Origin of the sequence: Cryptosporangium japonicum (genome assembly GCF_039524755.1) — a bacterium.
Classification (GTDB): domain Bacteria; phylum Actinomycetota; class Actinomycetes; order Mycobacteriales; family Cryptosporangiaceae; genus Cryptosporangium; species Cryptosporangium japonicum.
This window is the reverse complement of sequence record NZ_BAAAGX010000027.1, coordinates 1-19,500: the sequence shown is the minus strand read 5'-3', so window position 1 is coordinate 19,500 and position 19,500 is coordinate 1. Positions and strand designations below refer to the sequence as shown.

Genomic DNA, 19,500 nt, shown 5'->3' with positions numbered 1-19,500 from the left:
ACCGTAGAGGCGTGAACAGCCTCCTACCGCCCGATCACCGGGTTCGTCGCCTCGTCCAGCTCTACGTCGGCCTCGCACTGTACGGCTTCTCGATGGCCCTGATGATCCGCGCGGACCTCGGCCTGGACCCCTGGGACGTGTTCCACCAGGGCATCGCGTCCCACGTTCCCTGGTCGTTCGGGACGGTGACGATCGTCGTCGGCGCGGCGGTGCTGCTGCTCTGGATCCCGCTGCGGCAACGTCCGGGGCTCGGCACGCTGAGCAACGTCGTCGTGATCGGGGTGGCGGTCGACGCGAGTCTCTGGCTGCTCCCGACGATGACGTGGCTGCCCGGCCGGTGGACGTTCATGATCGCGGCGATCGTGCTCAACGGCATCGCCGGCGGCTGCTACATCGGGGCGGGGCTCGGTCCGGGACCACGGGACGGGCTGATGACCGGGCTGGTCGCGAAGACCGGGGGATCGATCCGCATCATCCGCACCGGCATCGAGATCGCCGTGCTCGGCATCGGCTGGCTGCTCGGCGGCACGGTGGGCATCGGCACCGTGCTCTACGCGCTCAGCATCGGCCCGGTCGTGCACCTGGCTCTCCCGCTGCTCACCGTGCCCAGCACCGCACCGTTGTCCACAGCCGGATCATCCGACGACGGCGAACTCCCCGCGGCGGCCTAGCATCGTTACATGACCCACGCCTTCGAGACGCTCGCCATTCACGCCGGTCAGGACCCCGATCCGAGCACCGGTGCGGTCGTACCGCCGCTCCACCTGTCCTCCACGTTCAAGCAGGACGGCGTGGGCGGCCTGCGCGGCGGCTTCGAGTACGCCCGCAGTGGCAACCCGACGCGCCAGGCGCTGGAGGAGTGCCTGGCCGCGCTCGAGGGTGGGCTGAAGGGCTTCGCGTTCGCGTCCGGGCTCGCCGCGGAGGACACGCTGCTGCGTAGCGTCACCCGGCCGGGCGCGCACGTGCTCATGCCCGGTGACGCGTACGGCGGCAGCTACCGCCTCATCGCCGGGGTGCTGTCGAACTGGGGCATCAGCCACACGTCGGTCGACCTGTCGGATCTCGACGCCGTGCGCGCCGCGATCCGCCCGGAAACCGCGGTGCTCTGGTGCGAGACCCCGACGAACCCGCTGCTCGGCATCGCCGACATCGCGGCGCTGGCCGGCATCGCGCACGACGCGGGCGCACTGCTCGTCGTCGACAACACGTTCGCGTCGCCGTACCTGCAGCAGCCGCTCGCGCTCGGCGCCGACGCGGTCGTGCACTCCACCACCAAGTACATGGGCGGTCACTCCGACGTCGTCGGCGGCGCCGTCGTCGTGAAGGACGCCGAACTCGCGGAGAAGATCGGCTACCACCAGAACGCCGTCGGCGCGATCGCCGGCCCGTTCGACTCCTGGCTGACGCTGCGCGGCATCAAGACGCTCGGCGTGCGCATGGACCGGCACTCCGACAACGCCGAGCGCATCGTCGAGGTGCTGGCCAGCCACGCCGCCGTCAAGACCGTGCTCTACCCCGGCCGGCCCGAGCACCCTGGCCACGAGGTCGCCGCCAAGCAGATGCGCCGCTTCGGTGGCATGGTCGGCCTCCGGCTGCACGGTGGCCTCGAAACCGCGCTCGAGGTCGTCGCGAAGACGCAGCTCTTCACGCTGGCCGAGTCGCTCGGCGGGGTCGAGTCGCTGATCGAGCACCCGGGGAAGATGACCCACCAGAGCGTGGCCGGCTCGCCGCTGGAGGTGCCGGACGACCTGATCCGCCTCTCGGTGGGCATCGAGAACGTCGACGACCTGATCGGGGACCTCCTCCAGGCGCTGGCATGATCGGAGCGACCGCCACCGAGATGGCCGCCGCGGTCCGCGAGGGCCGCATCACGGCACGCGAACTGGTCCAGCAGCACCTGGAACACATCGAGCGGGTCGACCCGAAGTACGGTGCGTTCCGGCGCGTCCGAACCGCCGAGGCGCTGCGCGAGGCCGACGCCGTCGACCAGCGAACGGAGAAGGGCCCGCTGGCCGGCGTACCGGTCGCGATCAAGGACCACGTCGAGGTCACCGGCGAGGTCCGGCGGGACGGCTCCCTCGCCACCTCGTCCGCACCGGCGACCGAGGACCACCCCCTGGTCCGGCGCTGGCGGGAGGCCGGAGCCGTGGTCGTCGGCCTCACCCGGGTGCCCGAGCTCTGCATCTTCCCCACCAGCGACGACCCCGACGGCGTCGCGCGCAGCCCGTGGAACCCCGACTACAGCGCCGGCGGTTCCTCCGGCGGCGCGGGCGCGGCGGTGGCCGCCGGCATGGTGCCGCTGGCCCACGGCAGCGACGGCATGGGCTCGATCCGCATCCCGGCCGCGTGCTGCGGTGTGCTCGGCTTCAAGCCCGGCGCCGGCGTCACCCCGCACGCCGACGGCGAAGGCTGGCTGGGCCTGTCCGAACACGGCGTCCTGGCCACCACGGTCGACGACGTGGCGCTCGGCCTCGGCGTGATGGCCGGCCGGGAGATCACGGTCAGGAAGAAGCCGCTGCGGGTCGCGATCTCGTCCCGTTCCCCGGTGGTGTTCGCCCAGCCCGACTCCGAGACCCGCGACGGGCTGCACCGCGTCGGCCGGGCGTTCGCGCTGGCCGGGCACTCCACGTTCGCGCGCAACCCGAAGATTCCGGCGAGCCTCCAGACGCTCGCCGGAGCGTTCTGGACCGGCGCGGTCGCCGCCGAACTCCCGCCCAACATCGACGAGTCCGCGCTGCAGCCACGCACCCGCACGCACGTGGCGGTCGGCCGGGCGGCGCTCCGGGCCGGTCTGGCCGACGAGCGTCAGCGCGACCGCTGGCGCGACCGGGCGCTGGCCTTCTTCGACGACGTCGACGTGCTGGTGATGCCGGTGCTGGCGAAGGCGCCGGCGCGGGCCGAGGCGTGGTCGGCGAAGCCGTGGTGGCCGAACGCCCAGATGTCCACGCGGCTGGCCCCGTATCCGGGGATGTGGAACCTCGCCGGGTTCCCGGCGCTCGCGGTGCCCGCCGGGATGCGTTCGGACGGCCTCCCGGCGTCGGTGCAGCTGGTCGGCCCGCCGGGAAGCGAAGACCTGCTGCTGGGTGCCGCAGCCGACCTGTCGTGGCCGCGGCACCCCGAGCAACTCAGCGGAACGGCCGCACGACCATGAAGATCACGATGATGATCAGCAGCAGCGCGACGATCCCGCTGGAAGCCGCGACCCGCCCGTAGGCGGCGTCGACCTTCCGGCGGGTCTCGACGTCGATCGTCGCGGTGTCGGTGCCCGCGGGCTCCGGCGTCTCGACCGCGGTGTCGGTGACCGGAACCTGGGTCGCCGGCACCGGCGTCGACGCGTCGAGCAGGCGCGCGGCGCCGGTCAGCCCCGGTGCGACCACGCCGATGCCCAGCAGCAGCGCGATCACGTACAGGGTCATCGAGATCGTGATCCAGGCGTCGCCGAACGACCACCGGCCGTTGCTGACGCCGATCAGCACGAAGCCGAGCGCCGCCACCACCAGCGACAGCAGTGTGTAGAGCGTGGTGGTGCGTGCGGCTTCGTGGACGCCGCGCGCGTCGTGCCTGCGGATGGCACGCATCCCGATCATCGGGGCGATCGCCATCGGTCCGATGAGGAACACGGCCGCGAGGACGTGCAGCGTCAACACGAACTTCGTCATGGCACAGTTCTACCCCGGTGTGGGGGACACGATGCGCCCGGCGCCACTACTGTGAACGGCGCTCACGAAGGAGGGTCGATGCTCCCTGCGCCCCCGCCGCCGGAGCTGACGACTCGCAGCCGCAGCTGGGAGCGTCGGCGCAAACGGCGGAAGCGTCGGCTCGTGCTGTTCGGACTACTCGCCGCGACGATGTCCGTCGTCGTCTGCACGGTGACCGCGGTGTTCGTCCACCGCACCGGTGAGCAGGGGCCGGAGACACCGAAGGCCGCGGCCGACCAGCTCCTGCGCAGCATGTCGCAGAACAGCATCAACGAGTTCGAGCAGGCGCTGTGCGAGCCGAAGCGCAATCAGGCGGGCGCCACGCTGCGTGAGTTCAACCGCGGCCTGATCGACGTCGGCCAGGAGCTCCGGACGATCAACTGGAGCATCACGAAGGAGACCCGACGCAGCTCGACCGAGGTGGAGCTGGACGTCGGGGTCACCTTCGTCGTGGCCGACAAACGCACGAAAGAACGGGCGGACCGCCCCTTCCCCATGCGCCTTCAGGCCCTGAAAACCAACGGCTGGTACATCTGCAACATCGAGGTCCTGACGCTCTAGCGCCGTCGACCCGACGCGATAGCGGTTCGGCGGGCCAGGAAGTCGCGGACCACGTACTCGCCGAGGTTGTCGGCGTCGGACGTGAAGATCCGGCCGCCGTTGCGGCGGGCCACCTCGGTCATGAAGTCGACCAGCCGCGGATCCTCGCCCAGCATGAACACGTTGATCGCGACGCCGGCCCGGGTGGCCCGGTCGACCTCGGCCAACGTCAGCGCGAGCGTCTCCGGCATCGGCGGCCACATGAACACCGCCTCGCCGTCGCGCTCCAGATGCGCGGTCGGCTCGCCGTCGGTGACGACGAGCAGGATCGGCTCGGCGTCCGAGTGCCGGGTCAGGTGCCGCCGCGCCAGCATCAGCGCGTGCTGCAGGTTCGTACCCTGCACCGGGTCGAAGTCGAGCCCGGCCAGCTCCGCCGGGCGCAGCGGCCGAGCGTACTGGCTGAACCCGATCAGCTCGATCGAGTCCTGCGGATAACGCGTCGTCACCAGGTGGTGCAACGCCAGCGCGGTCGACTTCGCCGCGCCCCAGGTGCCGTTGAGCTCCATCGAGTACGACAGGTCGACCAGGAGCGCCACCGCGGCCCGCGAGCGCCGCTCGGTCTCCACGACCTCGAAGTCGTCGACGGTGAGCCGCACTCCGTCCGACGAAGGCCCGGTACGCAGTACCGCGTTGCGCACCGTGCGGACCACGTCCAGCGGCTGGGTGTCGCCGAACTGCCAGGCCCGGCTGCTGCCGGTGAGCTCACCGGCGGCGCCGGCGTCGGGGATGTCGTGGTCGCCGCGCGGACCGTCGTGCAGCTGGGCGAACACCCGCTTGAGCGCCGTCGCGCCCAGCCGTCGCAGCGCCTTCGGCGCCAGCTCCAGCTGACCGTTGCGGTTCTGCAGCCAGCCCTGCCGGGACAGCTCCTTCTCGATCCGCCGCAGGTTGTTGAGGTCGTCGACGGCTTCCCGCCCCAGCGCCCGCTGCACCAGCTCCTCGTCGACGTCGTCCAGGCCGGCTCCGGCGTACTGCTGGCCGAGTTGCCGGTCGAGCGACTCGACGTCGGACAGTTCGGCGACCGCGCTGGTGGCGTCGCCCATGCCCATGCCTTCCTGGCCCTGCATCCGCGGGTCGCCGCCCCAGCGCAGATCGGGCCGGGCCGCGCGCAGCTGCTGGTTGAGCCGCTCCATCTCGGCCGAGAGCCCGATGTCACCACCGAGCATCTGGTCCATCAGGTCGCCCAGCTCGGCGCGCTGCTCGGCGGTGAGGCCGTCCATCATGCGTTGCGAAGCGGCCGCCCGCCGGGCCAGCTGGTCGATCAGTTCGTCGATGCTGTTCGGCCGCTCCGGGAAGAACTCGCCGTGTTTGTCGAGGAACTGGTCCAGATCGGCCGGCGACGCCTCGCCGCGGGCGTGCTTGGACAGCAGGTCGTTCAGGTCGGCCATCATGTCCCGGACCCGGGCCATGTCCTCCGGCGAGGCGTTCTGCAGCGCGTTCTTCATGCCGGCGAACTGCGAGTCGAGCACCTCGCGGCGCAGGAGTTCCTGGATCTCCTGATACTTCTGGGCCGCCTCGGGCGAGCGCCACTGCCGTTCGGACAACGCTCGCACCGCGCTGGCGGTCTCGTTCGGCAGCGCGTCGAGCTCGGCTTCCTCGAAGCGCGCCATGTCGTCGGGGTCGGCGAACAACGCGCGCTTCTCCGCCTCGAGCGCCTGGTCGAGCAGCTCCCGGACCTGGTCCAGGGTGCCGTCCAGGCGTCCGGAGCGGCGCAGCTGCTCCCGGCGTTTGCGCAGGCGGCGGCGCAGGTCGTCGAGGCCCGAGAGGCCGTCGCGGCCCCGCTGCAGCAGCCGGCGCAACGCGTCGGCCGGGGTGGAACCGGACAGGATGTCGTCCCCGATGCCGTCCAGGGCTTCGCGGACGTCGAACGGAGGTGCCAGCGGGTCGGCGCCGCCCGACCAGCGGCCGTACTTGTAGCCGCCGCGGCGGCGGGGCGGGGGTGGCGGTTCCAGTGGTTCTGCGCTCATGGCGGCGCCTCCCTACGGTCGGAGCCGTCATGAGCGCACGGCGACTCTGCTAGCTGGACCTCGCGCAAGCGCTCGGTCGTGAAGAGCTCCTTAGGAGCCGTACAACGTCTGGCCTTCGGCTACGTCCTTGGCCAACCGCCGGTTGAGGTGGAGCCCTTCCATCGCGAATTCCAGCGCGGCCGCGGCGAGACCGGGCGACTCCGCCCCGTCCGGCACCCCGACGCGCTCGAGGATCTGGGCCAGGCCGGGCACCGTGCCCAGCTGGTGCAGCAGGTCGGCCGCGGCCACGTTCTCGCCCGCCATCACCGTGCTGCCGCCCTCGAACTTGGCCTGCAGGCCGGACAGGTCGACGCCGGCCAGGTAGCGGCGGAACGTCCTGGCGATCGACCGGCGCAGCAGGTGATCGAGGATCTCCAGCTCGCGGCCGTCCTCCAGGTCGCCGGAGAGGTCGGCGAACTCGACCTTGCCCCGGCTGGCCGGAACCACCGACGGCAGATCGCTGACCCGCGCGACCGGCGACTCGCCGGTGCGGGCGGCCCGGCGCACCGCGGAGGCGGCCACCGTCTCCAGCGCCGCGATCGCGAACCGGGCCGAGACGCCGGAGCGCTGGTCGACCTGCGGAGCCTCGCGGACCTCGCGGGTGAAGCGGCCGATGATCTCGCGCAGGTGGTCGGGCACGACCGGGTCGCCGAGCGGCTCGTCGGGCCAGCTGACCAGCGCTTCCTGCTCGATGACGGCGAGTTCGCCGGGCAGGTCGAGCGGGTAGTGGGTGCGGATCTCGGCCCCGAACCGGTCCTTGAGCGGGGTGATGATCCGACCGCGGTTGGTGTAGTCCTCCGGGTTGGCGCTGGCCACCACGAGCAGGTCCAGCGGGAGCCGCAGCGTGTAGCCGCGGACCTGGATGTCGCGCTCCTCGAGCACGTTGAGCAGCGCCACCTGGATACGTTCGGCCAGGTCGGGCAGCTCGTTCACGGCGATGATGCCGCGGTTGGTGCGTGGGATGAGTCCGTAGTGGATGGTCTCCGGGTCGCCCAGGGTGCGGCCCTCGGCGACCTTGATCGGGTCGACGTCGCCGATCAGGTCACCGACGGAGGTGTCGGGGGTGGCGAGCTTCTCGCCGAACCGGAGCGAGCGGTGCAGCCACTCGACCGGAGTGGCGTCGCCGAGTTCGGCGACGAGGTTCTGGCCGTACACGCTGATCGGCGCGAACGGGTGGTCGTTGAGTTCGGAACCGGCGATCACCGGAGTCCACTCGTCGAGCAGGGAGATCAACGACCGGATCAGGCGGGTCTTGCCCTGACCGCGCTCACCGAGGAGCACGAGGTCGTGGCCGGCGAGCAGCGCTCGCTCCAACTCGGGGAGGACGGTGTCGTCGAATCCCAGGATTCCGGGGACGGAGGGCTCGCCGGCGCGGAGCCGGGCCAGCAGGTTGTGCCGGATTTCGGCCTTCACGCCGCGGTAGGGGGTCCCGGCGTCCCGGAGGGCGCCAAGAGTGGTGGGTTCGGGCCGGGCTGCCGCCTCGGCCGCCGAGGCATCACGCGTCACAGTTCGACGCTACGTCGGAATCCCGTGGCTGGCGAGGTGGATCAGCGCGACTCGACCGAGCGCGCCAATTGCACGGTTGCGCCACCGTTGTTGTAAATCGTCACCTGTTCGCAGATCTGGCGGGCGAGCCAGAGGCCGCGGCCGCGCTCCTGGGCGGTGCCGGGCGGGCGGTAACCGGCCGTCAGCGGGTCGCCGATCTGCTGCGCGCTCCAGATGTCGCAGAACAGCCGGTCGGCCTCGGACCAGAAGCGTCCGACGCCCCGGCCGCCCCCGTGCTCGACCGCGTTGCTGGCGATCTCGTAGATCGCGATCAGGAACTCGCTCGCGTCGTCCTCGTTCATGCCGCCGTCGCGGGCCCAGCGCAGCGCGGTCTGCCGTACGGCCGGGATCTCGGCGGCGCCGAACTCCACCCGCAGCGCGTCCGGCGGCACGGTCAGGCGGGGAGCCTGCGAACCGGAGGCGAGGAACTCGACCGCCGGAACGAAGCTGTCCGACGGGGCGACACCGTTCGGCCCGAGCGTCGATGGGTGCGTGCGTCGGGCCGCGTCGAGCACGTCCTCGGCGAGGCCCTGCGCGTCGTACGCGCAGCACAGGTCGACCGGCAGGCCGGCGAGCGCGGTGTTGAGCACGGCCTCGTAACACTGCCACTCGGCGATGGCCGACGGCTGGTCCCAGCGGATCTCGGTCAGCACCCGCAGCCGCTGCTTCTTCCGGGCGGCGCGCTCGGAGCGGCGGGCGTACCCGCCGATCGTCCAGGCCGGGACGCGATGCCACGCCCGGTCGTCCACGACGTCGACCCGGTCGGCGTGCGACCCGAGCGCGGACACCAACCCGGCCGCGTCCGGGATGGCCAGCACGACCGCGTCGCCGCGCTCGATGCCCTGGCGCAGGAAGTCGGCCCCGCACGAGGCCAGCTCGTCGGGGGAGGAGTAGATCAGCGCTTGATGGCCGAGCACCGGGCCCGCGTCGGGCGGAGGGTCACCATCGATCTGTGCCGCGGTCAAGGCCGCCCCGCAGCACGCACAGTCTTCTCCTGCCAGTCGTCTCTCACTTGCACCGGCACTACCCGCCCAGCGAATTCATAACCACCCCGGCGCGGGCCAGCGTAACCACCGTTTCTGTCCTCCCGTACCGCTGGCCACCCAAGAGTGGTCAGGAATCCGAGCCCTGGCACGATTCTCCGCATGCCGAGCGCGGACGCTGTCGTCACCCCACCTGATCTGGTGACGTCGGCCGATGTCCGGGCCGCCCAGGAGGTGCTGGCCGGGGCCGGAGTGGTGCGCCGCACGCCGCTGGAGGAGTGCGAGCCACTGCGCGGGCCGGTCGGCGGCCCGGTGCTGTTCAAGTGCGAGAACCTGCAGCACGCGGGGTCGTTCAAGCTGCGTGGCGCCTACCTGCGGCTGGTCCGGCTGTCCCCGGAGGAGCGGGCGCGCGGCGTGGTCGCGGCCAGCGCGGGCAACCACGCCCAGGGCGTCGCGCTGGCGGCTCGCGCGGTCGGCACGCACGCCACCGTGTTCATGCCGGTCGGGGCGTCGTTGCCGAAGGTGGCGGCCACCCGCGAGTACGGCGCCACGGTCGAGCTGGTCGGCGCCACGATCGAGGACGCGATGGCCGCGGCCACCGCGTTCGCCCGGGACCGGGGCGCGGTCTACGTGCACCCGTTCGACCACCCGGACGTCGTCGCCGGCCAGGGAACCGTCGGGCTGGAGATCCTGGAGCAGTGTCCGGCCGTGCGGACGGTCGTCGTCCCGACCGGTGGGGGTGGCCTGGTGGCCGGCGTCGCGGCCGTGCTCCGCGCGGAGCGGCCGGACGTCCGGCTGGTCGGTGTGCAGGCCGCCGGCGCCGCGGCGGTGCGGGTGTCGCTGGCCGCCGGGCGACCGGTGACGCTCGACGGGATGCGGACGATGGCCGACGGCATCGCGGTCGGCCGTCCGGGCGACCTGACGTTCGCGCACATCGCCGCCCAGGTGGACGAGGTGCGCACGGTCTCCGAGGAGCAGCTCTCGCAGGCACTGCTGTTCAGCCTCGAGCGGGCCAAGATGGTGGTCGAGCCGGCCGGTGCGGCGGCGCTGGCCGCGGTGCTGGCCGAGCCGGAGACGTTCGAGGCTCCGGTGGTGGTGGTGCTGTCGGGCGGCAACATCGACCCGCTGCTGCTGCTCCGGGTGATCGAGCACGGCATGGGTGCCGCCGGGCGCTACCTGGAGATCACCGTGCGCTTCGCCGACCGGCCGGGGATGCTGGCCGGCCTGCTCGGCGCGCTGGCCAAACAGCGGGCGAACGTCCTCGACATCGCCCACGTCCGGCACGACGCCGCGCTGCGGGTGGGCGAGGTCGAGGTGTCGCTGACGGTGGAGACGGACGGCCCGGACCACTCACACCGGACGGTGAACGCACTGCGGGCCGCGGGCTACTCGGTGGAGTAGCCGCGGCCCGCAGCCGGGGGCTCAGCCCGCGAACGGCTCGAGGTTGGCGATCGTGACGTTGATCGTGCGGCCGTTGGGCGCCTCGTAGGACACCTTGTCGCCCGGCTTGTGGTCCAGGATGGCCGCACCGAGCGCCGACTCGGGGGAGTACACCGTCAGGTCGGTGGTCGACGAGATCTCGCGGGAGCCGAGCAGGAACGTCTCGGCGTCGTCCGGGTCGTCGTCGAAGTGAACGGTGATCACCGTGCCGGGCACCACGACGGTGGCCGTGGTGGGTGCCTCGCCGACGCGCGCGCTGCGGAGCAGGTCCTCGAGCTGCCGGATGCGGCCCTCCTGCTTGCCCTGCTCCTCCTTGGCGGCGTGGTACCCGCCGTTCTCCTTGAGGTCGCCCTCCTCGCGCCGGGCGTTGATCTCCGCCGCGATCACGGGGCGGTTCGCCTTGAGCTCCTCGAGCTCGGCCTTCAGCCGGTCGAACGCCTCCTGGGTGAGCCAGGTTGCGCGCGCCTCATCGGTCGTAGACACGGGTGCTCCTCGGGGGTCAATGGATATCGGTCGTTCCACACTGCGGGGAAACTAAAAGGATAGCCCGGATGATCTCTTCCGGGCCGGGGTCGGGGAACCCTGTGCAGTCGCGCGGTTACTCAGCTGTGAACAGCAGAGGCCTGTGAGCCGACGTCATCCCCGCCGCGGACACGGCACTTTTCGGCGTGTCCGGGCGTGATCGCCGCTCATCTCTCTCACCACGTTCAACTGCCCCTCTCGTCGCCACGGGGAGGACGCCCCCAGGCGACCGGACGTCCAGGATGACATCTCCTCGCCGTTTGGTTCAACGATCGGCGCGGTTCGAAGTGCCCGGGACGGATCCGCTCCCGTCAGCACGCTCCGGCGGGGGTGCTGGGGCTCGGGTCTCCGGTGGCCGGGTCGGTGGGCTCCGCCGGCTCGGACGGCGTCTCGTCGGGGTCGGCCTGCGTCGTGGCGCTCGCGCTCGCGGACGGGTCACCCGCGAGTGCGTTGGTGCGACCGGTCGCGCAGCGGGGGCTCGTGCGTGGCGTCGGCCGGACGACGGTGCCCGGCTGCCGGGTGCGGGGCGGGCGGCCGTTCGAGCGGGGGGTGGTGGGTGCGGCCGGCTGCTCCTCGGTGGTCGCGCCGTCGTTCCCGGAGTCGTCGGCGTCGTCGCCGGAGTCGGCGCCCGGTGCTCCCGGCGCCACCGCGGGCCGGCCGACGCGCGGGACGGCCGCACCGGAGGTGGCGGCCGGGCCGTCGCTCGGGGTCGCGGCGGGCCGGGGGATGAGCTTGCCGTCCGGCCCCGGCGTCGGCTGCGGCTCGGTGGCCTCGACGTCGCCGCCGTCGGACGGGCCGGTCGGCGAGACGGCGGACAGCGGCGGGGTGCCGCGGTCGGCCTGATCGCTCGGCTGCGCGTGCAGCATGGCCAGCGTCACGCCCAGGACTCCGACCGCGACCGTCATCCCCACCGTGGAGAGCCCGAGCCGGGTGGGCGACGGGGCCGGCGGCGGGCGGTGCCGCCCGGTGTAGCCCCGCCGGGCGAGCGACGAGCGCCCGGAGGTGTAGGGGTGCGGCACCAGCGCCAGTGGACGGTCGCGGTGGTCGACGGTCTCCGCGTCGGACGGGACGGCGGGCAGGTCGACGGTCGTCGCGGCGTCGTCGGGACGGATCGCCGGGAGTGAGGCGGTGGTGGCCTCCTCGCCCGACCAGGGACGCCGGACGGGCAGGTTCGCGGGCGCCGGCAGTGGGAGCCGCCCCGACCACTCCGGAGCGACCGACGGGAACTCCTCGGTGGCCGCCTCCTCCTCGACCGGCCGGCCGAACGGGTCCTGTTCGGCCGCACGGGCCCGAGCCCAGTACAGCGGATCCGTCTGCGCCACCGAGTGCCGCGAACGGCGACGCGACTCACTGCCTTCCATGGCTCCCAGGGAACCCCGGGATTTCGACGACGGCGAGGGTGATGTCCGGATGCGACCCCGCTGTCCGACGCGCCTCTCGGTCGTTCGGAGGAACGGTTGGGCACAGCGGCCCCCTCCCCGTGGAACACGGGTGGGCGTGGTGGCCGGTTCAGCCGGCCGGCGTGCAACCCCCGGCCTCGCCGCTGACCGCGCGCTGCGAGGTGGCCAGAGTAACCGTCCGGGTGATCACGGAGTCACCCTCCGGAACCGTGAACTCGGTACGACCCACCTCCGCACCGTCCTGCCCCCGCGAGCGCACCGCGCACGTCATCGGCGTCTCCCGGGACCCGGAGACCTCGAACTCGATCCGGACTTCGCGGTCGGAGACCACCGCGTACCGGAGAACGCGGCCTTCCACGTGGTCGTCGCCGTAGGTGGAGTAGAGCTTTCCGGCGATCGCCAGGCCCGCCACCACGACGGCTCCGACCAACGCCGGGACCAGCCAACGGGGATAGGCGCGCCGGCTACGCCGACGGCCGTAGCGGCCGGGAGGAAATACGGGTGCCGTCACGAGCGCTCCGCTATCGGGGGCCGGTGAGCCGCTGTCACGGCGGCGCCGCCGGTCGTGGACAATTCATCTGTCAGCTACGCAGCAACGTATCCCGACGGGCTGACACCTAGGTGAGGGAGATCCGGCGCGTGTCCGACGAGCAACTCCGGCTGATGGCCGTACACGCCCATCCGGACGACGAGTCGAGCAAGGGTGCCGCCACCATGGCGCGCTACGTGCACGATGGGGTCTCGGTACTGGTCGCCACGTGCACCGGTGGTGAGCGTGGCTCGGTGCTCAACCCGCAGATGGACCGGCCCGAGGTCTGGGCGAACCTGAGCGACCTGCGCCGCGAGGAGATGGCGAACGCGCGCGCGATCCTCGGCGTCGACCAGGCGTGGCTCGGCTTCGTGGACTCCGGCCTCCCGGAGGGTGACCCGTTGCCGCCGCTGCCCGAGGGCTGCTTCGCGGCCCAGCCGCTCGAGGTGGCCGCCGCGCCCCTGGTGCGTCTCGTGCGTGAGTTCCGCCCGCACGTGATCCTCACCTACGACGAGAACGGCGGGTACCCGCACCCGGACCACATCATGTGCCACCGGGTGTCGGTCGAGGCCTACGAGGCCGCCGGTGATCCCGAGCGCTATGTCGAGCAGGGCGAGCCCTGGCAGCCGTTGAAGCTCTACTACCACATGAGTTTCTCCAAGGCCCGGGTGTTGCTGCTGGACGAGGCGATGAAGGCCGCCGGCCTGGAGTCGCCGTACGACGAGTGGCTGCAGAACTGGCCGGACGACCGGCCCGACCCCGCCGAGCGCATCACCACGCGGATCAACTGCGGTGAGTACTTCGGCGTCCGGGACGACGCGCTGCGTGCCCACGCCACCCAGGTCGACCCGAACGGGCGCTGGTTCGGCGTCCCGCTGGAGATCCAGCAGCGGGTCTGGCCCACCGAGGACTACGAGCTGGCCCGCTCGGCCGTGGAGAGCGAGCGGCCGGAAGATGATCTGTTCGCAGGAGTACGCGAGGCGGTGAAGGCACGATGACGCTGGACACGGTGGTCGAGGCGGCGAACAACTTCGGAGACACCCGGGAGGGTGCCGGTGCGGGCCCGCTGGCCCTGGCGGTGGTGGCGCTGCTCGCGATCGCGACGATCCTGCTGTGGCGCAACATGACGGCGCGGATCAAGCGGCTGCCCGCGTCGTTCCCGGCCGAGAAGGCCGAGAGCACGACCGTGCACACCGAGGCGGTCCCCGCCGAGCCGGCCGCAGCGGAGCCCGTCGCCGAGGCGGAGTCCGCCGCGAAGCGGAGCACCACCGAGAGCTGACCACTCTCGGTAACAACTAGTCGACGTAGCGGCGCGCCCTGACCCAGGCGCGCCGCCGGGACCCCGACTTCCCTTCTCCGGGCACGGAGAGTAATCTGCGGTCAGCACGGCGCGGACGCTACGAGTATCCGCGCCGTTATCGCGTGTCGGTGTCGATCGAACGCCGACTAGTAACTCGTCGCACGGGGATATGCACGCGCAGTATCGCTCGTAGTAGCGTTTTATACCATTTTCGACTAGCGGGCGAACGCACATTCTTTGGTAGCCATTGAGTGTCTTCACCCATTGCGATAACGCCACTACGGTCGGCGTATCGCGATCCGAGATCAAATCTCGAACCGAGCCCGGAAAGTGCGGGCGAGATTTGCCGCCAGATATTTCTAGTTGCGTTGTCTCGCGTTCGGATGCCGATACGCGCAGAACATCAATTTCTTGTTTCCGTAACCGAACGTGTACGGATCGGTGTGGTTTCGACCCGAGTCGGGGATCTCCGGGAAGGGGAGGCGACGATGCGCGGCGCGACGTGGGGCTGAATTTAATCTAAATGAATAGTGGGAATGGTTGGACTGAAGTGAAGGGAGGTGTTTAGTGATGCGTGGGGCTACTTGGGGCTGAGTTTGTCCGATGTGCCGGATCAGGAACTCGCGATCGGAGGTGGACCGTGCGCGGCGCGACGTGGGGCTGACGGTCGGATGTGGACAGCGGTACGAGGTCCGAGGGACTGAACCGAACGAAGGAACGGCGAGTGCAGTGGAGGACGAGAGGAGGTGCTCGACGATGCGCGGTGCCACCTGGGGCTGATTGCCCCCTTTGTGGTCGGAGTGGAAATTCGTTACTGGTGGGAATGGAGGGAACCGCAATGCGTGGTGCGACCTGGGGCTGAAGCCCGACGTCCGGAGGGAATTGCATCCAGAAGGGAGTTGCGTGATGCGTGGCGCGACCTGGGGCTAAACTGCGCAGCGTAGCCGTCCGGTCATTGACGGCTCATAAATTGATGCCCGGAAGGGCTCTACGAACGTGAGTGGTTAAAGCTCACCCATCTATCGCCTCATAACCCGTGACGCACCGGCCTCCGTCGGAGAGGATCGTGCTTGCGTGGCCGTATCGGTCGCGTCGGCGAGATCGAGGGAGGCGGCGTGGACGCGGTTATCAGCGCCCAGCGACTGTCACTTCCCAGTCGCCTTCGCGCCTTGATCACGGGTATGACCGTGTTGGCCGCGGTCTGTATTGCCGGGGTCGCGCTCACATTGCCGGCGCCCGGCACCGACTGGTGGGCGGTCCCGCTCGTCACCCTGATGGTGGCGATCAGTCGGATCTGGATCGTGCGCCGCTACATCGGCGGCAGCGGCATCCTCGTCGACTGGGGCGAGGCCGTGCTCATCGTCGGGCTGGTTTTGCTGCCGCCCGGCTGGACCGTCCTGACCGCCGCGATCGGCACCGCCGGTGCGATGGCGTGGAAGAGATTCGATCCGGTCAAAGCCTGGTTCAACGTCGCCACGACAATTGTCGGAGTCAGTGCGGCCGCGACCGCCATGGTGGCGATCGCCGGCGCGCAACCCGACCCGATCAGCTGGCGCGGTGCGCTCGCGCTGACCGCCATGGCCGCGATCTCCGCGGTGGTGAGCGAGCTGGCCTGCGCGGCCGCGGTCGCGTATTCGCGCGGTGACACGTTCCGCTCGGTCGTCTTCGAAGGCGTCGGCACCCGTGCGCTCGGCCTGCTGCTCAATCTCGCGATCGGCGCGCTCATTCTCGCGGTCGCGCGCTACGCGCCTTATCTCTTGATAGTTCTCCCGCCGGTGCTCTGGCTGCTGATCGAAGGCTTCGCCGGCCGGGTACGCACCCGGATCGAGCGCCGGATGTGGCAGCGGCTGTCCGCGGCGACCCAGGAAATGGGTCACCTCGACATCGACGCGGTGTTACGCACCGCCATCGTCGAGTCGGCCAAACTCTTCGGCGCCGACGTCGTGGAGGTCGAGTGGAAACGGGCCAACGGCGACGCGGTGCTCACCCGCGGTGACGCCGCCGGCGAGATCTGGCAGGGCAAGCCGGGCCTCTACCGCCCCGAGCAGACGATGTTCCCGGTCTCGTTGGTCAACGGTTCCGGCCCGTCCTTCGGTGAACTGCGGCTGTGCTTCCGCTCCCAGGTCCGGCTGCCCGAGCGCGAACAGCTCGCGCTGGCCACGCTGGGCAGCGCGCTGGCCGGCACCATGCAGAACGCGTACGTCCACCAGCAGCTGCACGACCTCGCCACGCAGGACGCGCTCACCGGCCTGGCCAACCGCGCCTGCCTGATGGCCGAGGGCAACGCGGTGCTGACCAGCGGCCACGGCAACCTCGCCCTGCTCCTGCTCGACCTCGACCACTTCCGCCAGGTCAACGACACGCTCGGGCACGAGGCCGGCGACGACCTGCTGCGTGTGGTCGCCGAGCGGCTGCGGGTGCGGGTGGCGCCGGGGGAGACGCTCGCGCGGCTGCACGGCGACGAGTTCGCCCTGTTGATGCCCGGCCAGGCCAGCCAGCGGGCGGCGTCGACGCACGCGCACTCCCGGGCCGAGACGCTCCTCGGTGCGCTCGGCGGCCCGCTCGTCGTCGACGGGGTGGAGCTCTCGATCGAGGCCACGGCCGGGATCGTCGCGGTGGAGACCGGCGGCTGCGACATGGTCGAGTTGCTTCGCCGGGCCGACTCGGCGATGTTCCGGGCCAAGGCCGGCGGCGTCCAACTGCTGGAGTTCGACGCCGAGCGCGACACCGCGAGCGTCGACCGGCTGGCGCTGGCCTCCGAGATGCAGGCCGCCCTCGCCGCCGACGACCAGATCGTCATCCAGCTGCAGCCCAGCGTCGACCTCGTCGCCGGCAAGCCGCTGGGCGCCGAGGTGCTGGTGCGCTGGCGTCACCCCCGCCGGGGCATGCTCAGCCCGGCCGCCTTCATCCCCGACCTGGAACACACCGACCTGATCGCGCCGCTGACCCGGCGGGTCTTCGAGCTGGCGCTGGGCACCTACCGCACCTGGCTCGACGACGGCATCGACGCGCCGGTCGCGGTCAACCTCTCGGCGCGGTCACTCCTCGACCGCGACCTGCCCGACGAGGTCAGCCGCCTGCTGACCGAGTTCCAGGTGCCGCCGGACCGGTTGGTGCTGGAGATCACCGAGACCGCGATGATGAGCGAGCTCGAGGTCGTCGACGAGGTGCTCACCGCACTGCGTGACCTGGGCGTCCGGCTCTCGCTCGACGACTTCGGCACCGGGTTCTCGTCGCTCACGTCGGTGGCGCGCGTCACCGTCGACGAGATCAAGATCGACCGGCAGTTCGTGATCGCGATGGAGAGTTCCCGGCAGGCCGAGGCGGTGGTCCGGATGACCGTCGGCCTCGCCCACACGCTGGGCCTGCGCGCGATCGCCGAGGGCGTCGAGACCGCCGAGCAACGCGCTGAGCTGATGAAACTCGGCTGCCACGGTGCCCAGGGCTTCTTCTTCTACCCGCCGCTCGACCCCGACGACGCCAAGGTCGTGCTCGCGGCCCGCGGTGGCCCCGACGGCCCACCCGAGTGAGTCGGTTGCAAGCGGTCCGGACGGAAATCTCCGCCTCTTCGGCGGAGGGGTACACCGGACAAAGGGTCGCGGGGTCGTGCCTTAGCCTGAACCACAACTAGCGTTAACTGGAGCTTATTAACCGCCTTCGACCGCCCGAGTTGGCCTCATCCTTCAGACTTGAAATCTTGAGGCACGATGGAGCGGCTGATCGCGCCCCAGGTCGTCCTGTGGCGCACCGTCTCTCCCCGGAGCTGCTCGTGACTCCCCCCGTCCTCTCTGGCGCCGGCCCCCGCGGCGTCCGGGGCCGTCTGATCCTGCTGGTCGCGCTGCTCGCGACCGCTCTTCTGGTGGCCGGCTGCTCCGGTTCGGGCAGCGGTGGCGGTGACGGCGGCGGCAAGGGCGCCGACCCGACGACGTCCCCCTCGCCCGACGGACCGAAGCTCACCGTGAAGCCGGCCGCCGACGCGACGGCGGTGCCGCCGACGGACCCGATCACGCTGTCGATCGACAAGGACACGATCAGCGCGGTGTCGGTGAAGTCCGACAAGGGCGATGCGGTCGAGGGCGAGCTCGGCGCGGACAAACGGAGCTGGGCCAGCAAGGGCAAGCTCTCGTTCGGCGCCACGTACACCGTCTCGGTCACGACGACCGGCGGCGGGACGCCGCTGACCTCGAAGTTCGCGACCGTTCCCACGCCGGGCGCGGACAGTTCGGTCCGCGCGTCGAGCCCGCTCGGCGACAACAAGACCTACGGCGTGGGCATGCCGATCGTGCTGAAGCTGAGCCGCTCGGTGAAGAGCGACGCGGCGCGCACCGCGTACGAGAAGATGCTCAAGGTCAGCTCGGAGCCGCCGACGACCGGCGCGTGGGGCTGGGTCAGCTCCACCGAGCTGCACTTCCGGCCGTCGGAGTACTGGGCCGCGGGCAGCAAGGTCCACGTCACGGTCGACAGCGCCGGTCGGCCGGTCGCCGACGGCGTCTGGGGCCGCACCGACATGACCATCGACTTCAAGATCGGCACCGACCGGCGGATGGTCGCCGACTCCTCGACGCACACGATGAAGGTGACCGAGGGCGGCGAGGTCGTGAAGACCATGCCGGTCAGCCTGGGCAAGCCGAAGTACCCGTCGAGTAGCGGAACGATGGTCATCATCGACAAGCGGCGCGAGGCGATGTTCGACTCGTCGACCTACGGTCTCGCGGTCGACTCGCCCGACGGCTACCGCACCAAGGTCGAGTACCCGATGCGCCTCACCTGGGGCGGCGAGTTCGTCCACTCGGCGCCGTGGTCGGTGGCGCAGCAGGGCAAGGAGAACGTCTCGCACGGCTGCATCAACGTGTCGGAGGCGAACGCGATCTGGCTCTACGAGCGGGTGCAGGTCGGCGACCCGGTCACGGTCAAGAACACCGAGACCACGGTCGAGCTCGGCAACGGCTACAGCGACTGGACGCTCGACTTCGAAGACTGGCTGACCCACTCCAAGACCGGCGCGGTCACGACGACCTAGGTGTACTCGGCCGGGACGTTGGTGGCAGATGACCTGCCCGACACGCCGGGTGGGTTGGTTGAACTGGTGAGGACTCCGGTTGAGGTGTGGCTTGTCTAGAGTCCGCACCTGACCGGAGGCCCTCGTGTCTCACCGTAATGCCCGTTTGACCTTTCATGGCCGCATGCTGCTGGTCGATCGCGTCCGCCGTCAGGGCATGCCGCGTGCGCACGTGGCTCGACAGATGGGCGTCTCACGCAAGACCGTGGGTTACTGGCTCGTCCGATACGACGCCGAAGGCCCCGGCGGACTGCACGACCGCTCGTCCCGGCCGCGCTCCAGCCCGCGCCGCACCCCGGCCGAGGTGGAACAGAAAGTCCTCACGCTGCGCCGCGAGAAGCGCCGCGGCCAGGACTGGCTCGGCCCCGACCTCGGTCTCCCACCGCGGACTGTTTCCCGGATCCTGCGCCGCCACCACACC

General features: G+C 70.9%; 17 protein-coding genes. 10 read left to right on the top strand and 7 right to left on the bottom strand.

Annotated elements, in window-relative coordinates; genetic code table 11:
* The first annotated feature begins 11 nt into the window (after positions 1-11).
* From yczE to ABD437_RS31075, 3 genes are read left to right on the top strand one after another with little or no spacing between them, the layout of a single operon-like run.
* A complete protein-coding gene (gene yczE, locus ABD437_RS31085) occupies positions 12-671 on the top strand; it encodes a membrane protein YczE (protein WP_486304010.1) in 660 nt (219 codons plus the stop codon).
* Positions 672-680: 9 nt separating this feature from the next.
* Positions 681-1,820, top strand: coding sequence for a cystathionine gamma-synthase (locus ABD437_RS31080; RefSeq protein ID WP_344652509.1), 1,140 nt, complete (start codon positions 681-683; stop codon positions 1,818-1,820).
* Entirely contained in the window at positions 1,817-3,151 is a 1,335-nt protein-coding gene (locus ABD437_RS31075) for an amidase (protein WP_344652508.1), read from the top strand. The genes ABD437_RS31080 and ABD437_RS31075 overlap by 4 nt, the downstream gene beginning before the upstream one ends.
* On the opposite strand, the gene ABD437_RS31070 is transcribed toward ABD437_RS31075, so the two are convergent.
* Positions 3,126-3,659 (bottom strand): DUF2269 family protein, encoded by a 534-nt coding sequence (locus ABD437_RS31070; protein ID WP_344652507.1) that lies wholly within the window; start codon positions 3,657-3,659, stop codon positions 3,126-3,128. The genes ABD437_RS31075 and ABD437_RS31070 overlap by 26 nt on opposite strands.
* Before the next feature lie 78 nt (positions 3,660-3,737).
* On the opposite strand from ABD437_RS31070, the gene ABD437_RS31065 reads away from it, so the two are divergent.
* Positions 3,738-4,259: a hypothetical protein gene (locus tag ABD437_RS31065; protein ID WP_344652506.1), complete on the top strand. Its 522-nt coding sequence runs from the start codon at positions 3,738-3,740 to the stop codon at positions 4,257-4,259.
* Here ABD437_RS31065 and ABD437_RS31060 read toward each other — a convergent pair.
* From ABD437_RS31060 to ABD437_RS31050, 3 genes are all read right to left on the bottom strand, one after another.
* Positions 4,256-6,262, bottom strand: a complete 2,007-nt coding sequence (locus ABD437_RS31060) for a vWA domain-containing protein (protein WP_344652505.1) — start codon at positions 6,260-6,262, stop codon at positions 4,256-4,258. The genes ABD437_RS31065 and ABD437_RS31060 overlap by 4 nt on opposite strands.
* Before the next feature lie 90 nt (positions 6,263-6,352).
* Positions 6,353-7,807 carry a sigma 54-interacting transcriptional regulator gene (locus ABD437_RS31055; protein WP_344652504.1) on the bottom strand — a complete coding sequence of 485 codons (1,455 nt, stop codon included), beginning with the start codon at positions 7,805-7,807 and terminating at the stop codon, positions 6,353-6,355.
* 41 nt (positions 7,808-7,848) lie between these two features.
* Complete coding sequence (locus ABD437_RS31050; RefSeq protein ID WP_344652503.1) at positions 7,849-8,811, bottom strand: anti-sigma factor RsbA family regulatory protein; 963 nt, start codon at positions 8,809-8,811, stop codon at positions 7,849-7,851.
* Between the two features lie 180 nt (positions 8,812-8,991).
* On the opposite strand from ABD437_RS31050, the gene ilvA reads away from it, so the two are divergent.
* The gene (ilvA, locus tag ABD437_RS31045) at positions 8,992-10,230 is read left to right on the top strand and encodes a threonine ammonia-lyase (RefSeq protein WP_344652502.1); all 1,239 of its coding nucleotides are present in this window, start codon (positions 8,992-8,994) and stop codon (positions 10,228-10,230) included.
* Positions 10,231-10,251: 21 nt separating this feature from the next.
* On the opposite strand, the gene greA is transcribed toward ilvA, so the two are convergent.
* The 3 genes from greA to ABD437_RS31030 form a co-directional block, all read right to left on the bottom strand.
* A complete protein-coding gene (gene greA / locus ABD437_RS31040; RefSeq protein WP_344652501.1) occupies positions 10,252-10,752 on the bottom strand; it encodes a transcription elongation factor GreA in 501 nt (166 codons plus the stop codon).
* A gap of 350 nt (positions 10,753-11,102) precedes the next feature.
* Positions 11,103-12,152 carry a hypothetical protein gene (locus ABD437_RS31035; protein ID WP_344652500.1) on the bottom strand — a complete coding sequence of 350 codons (1,050 nt, stop codon included), beginning with the start codon at positions 12,150-12,152 and terminating at the stop codon, positions 11,103-11,105.
* A gap of 148 nt (positions 12,153-12,300) precedes the next feature.
* Positions 12,301-12,702 carry a DUF4307 domain-containing protein gene (locus ABD437_RS31030; RefSeq protein WP_344652499.1) on the bottom strand — a complete coding sequence of 134 codons (402 nt, stop codon included), beginning with the start codon at positions 12,700-12,702 and terminating at the stop codon, positions 12,301-12,303.
* A gap of 152 nt (positions 12,703-12,854) precedes the next feature.
* Between ABD437_RS31030 and mca the strand changes: the two genes are divergently transcribed.
* The 5 genes from mca to ABD437_RS31005 all read left to right on the top strand — a co-directional run.
* Positions 12,855-13,718 carry a mycothiol conjugate amidase Mca gene (gene mca / locus ABD437_RS31025; protein WP_344652585.1) on the top strand — a complete coding sequence of 288 codons (864 nt, stop codon included), beginning with the start codon at positions 12,855-12,857 and terminating at the stop codon, positions 13,716-13,718.
* Entirely contained in the window at positions 13,715-13,999 is a 285-nt protein-coding gene (locus tag ABD437_RS31020) for a hypothetical protein (RefSeq protein WP_344652498.1), read from the top strand. The genes mca and ABD437_RS31020 overlap by 4 nt, the downstream gene beginning before the upstream one ends.
* Before the next feature lie 1,202 nt (positions 14,000-15,201).
* Entirely contained in the window at positions 15,202-17,550 is a 2,349-nt protein-coding gene (locus ABD437_RS31015) for a putative bifunctional diguanylate cyclase/phosphodiesterase (protein WP_344652497.1), read from the top strand.
* Between the two features lie 239 nt (positions 17,551-17,789).
* On the top strand, positions 17,790-19,040 hold the full coding sequence (locus ABD437_RS31010) for a L,D-transpeptidase (protein WP_344652496.1): 1,251 nt from the start codon (positions 17,790-17,792) through the stop codon (positions 19,038-19,040).
* 124 nt (positions 19,041-19,164) lie between these two features.
* The coding region (locus ABD437_RS31005; RefSeq protein ID WP_344652495.1) for a leucine zipper domain-containing protein at positions 19,165-19,500 on the top strand (336 nt) is incomplete at its 3' end.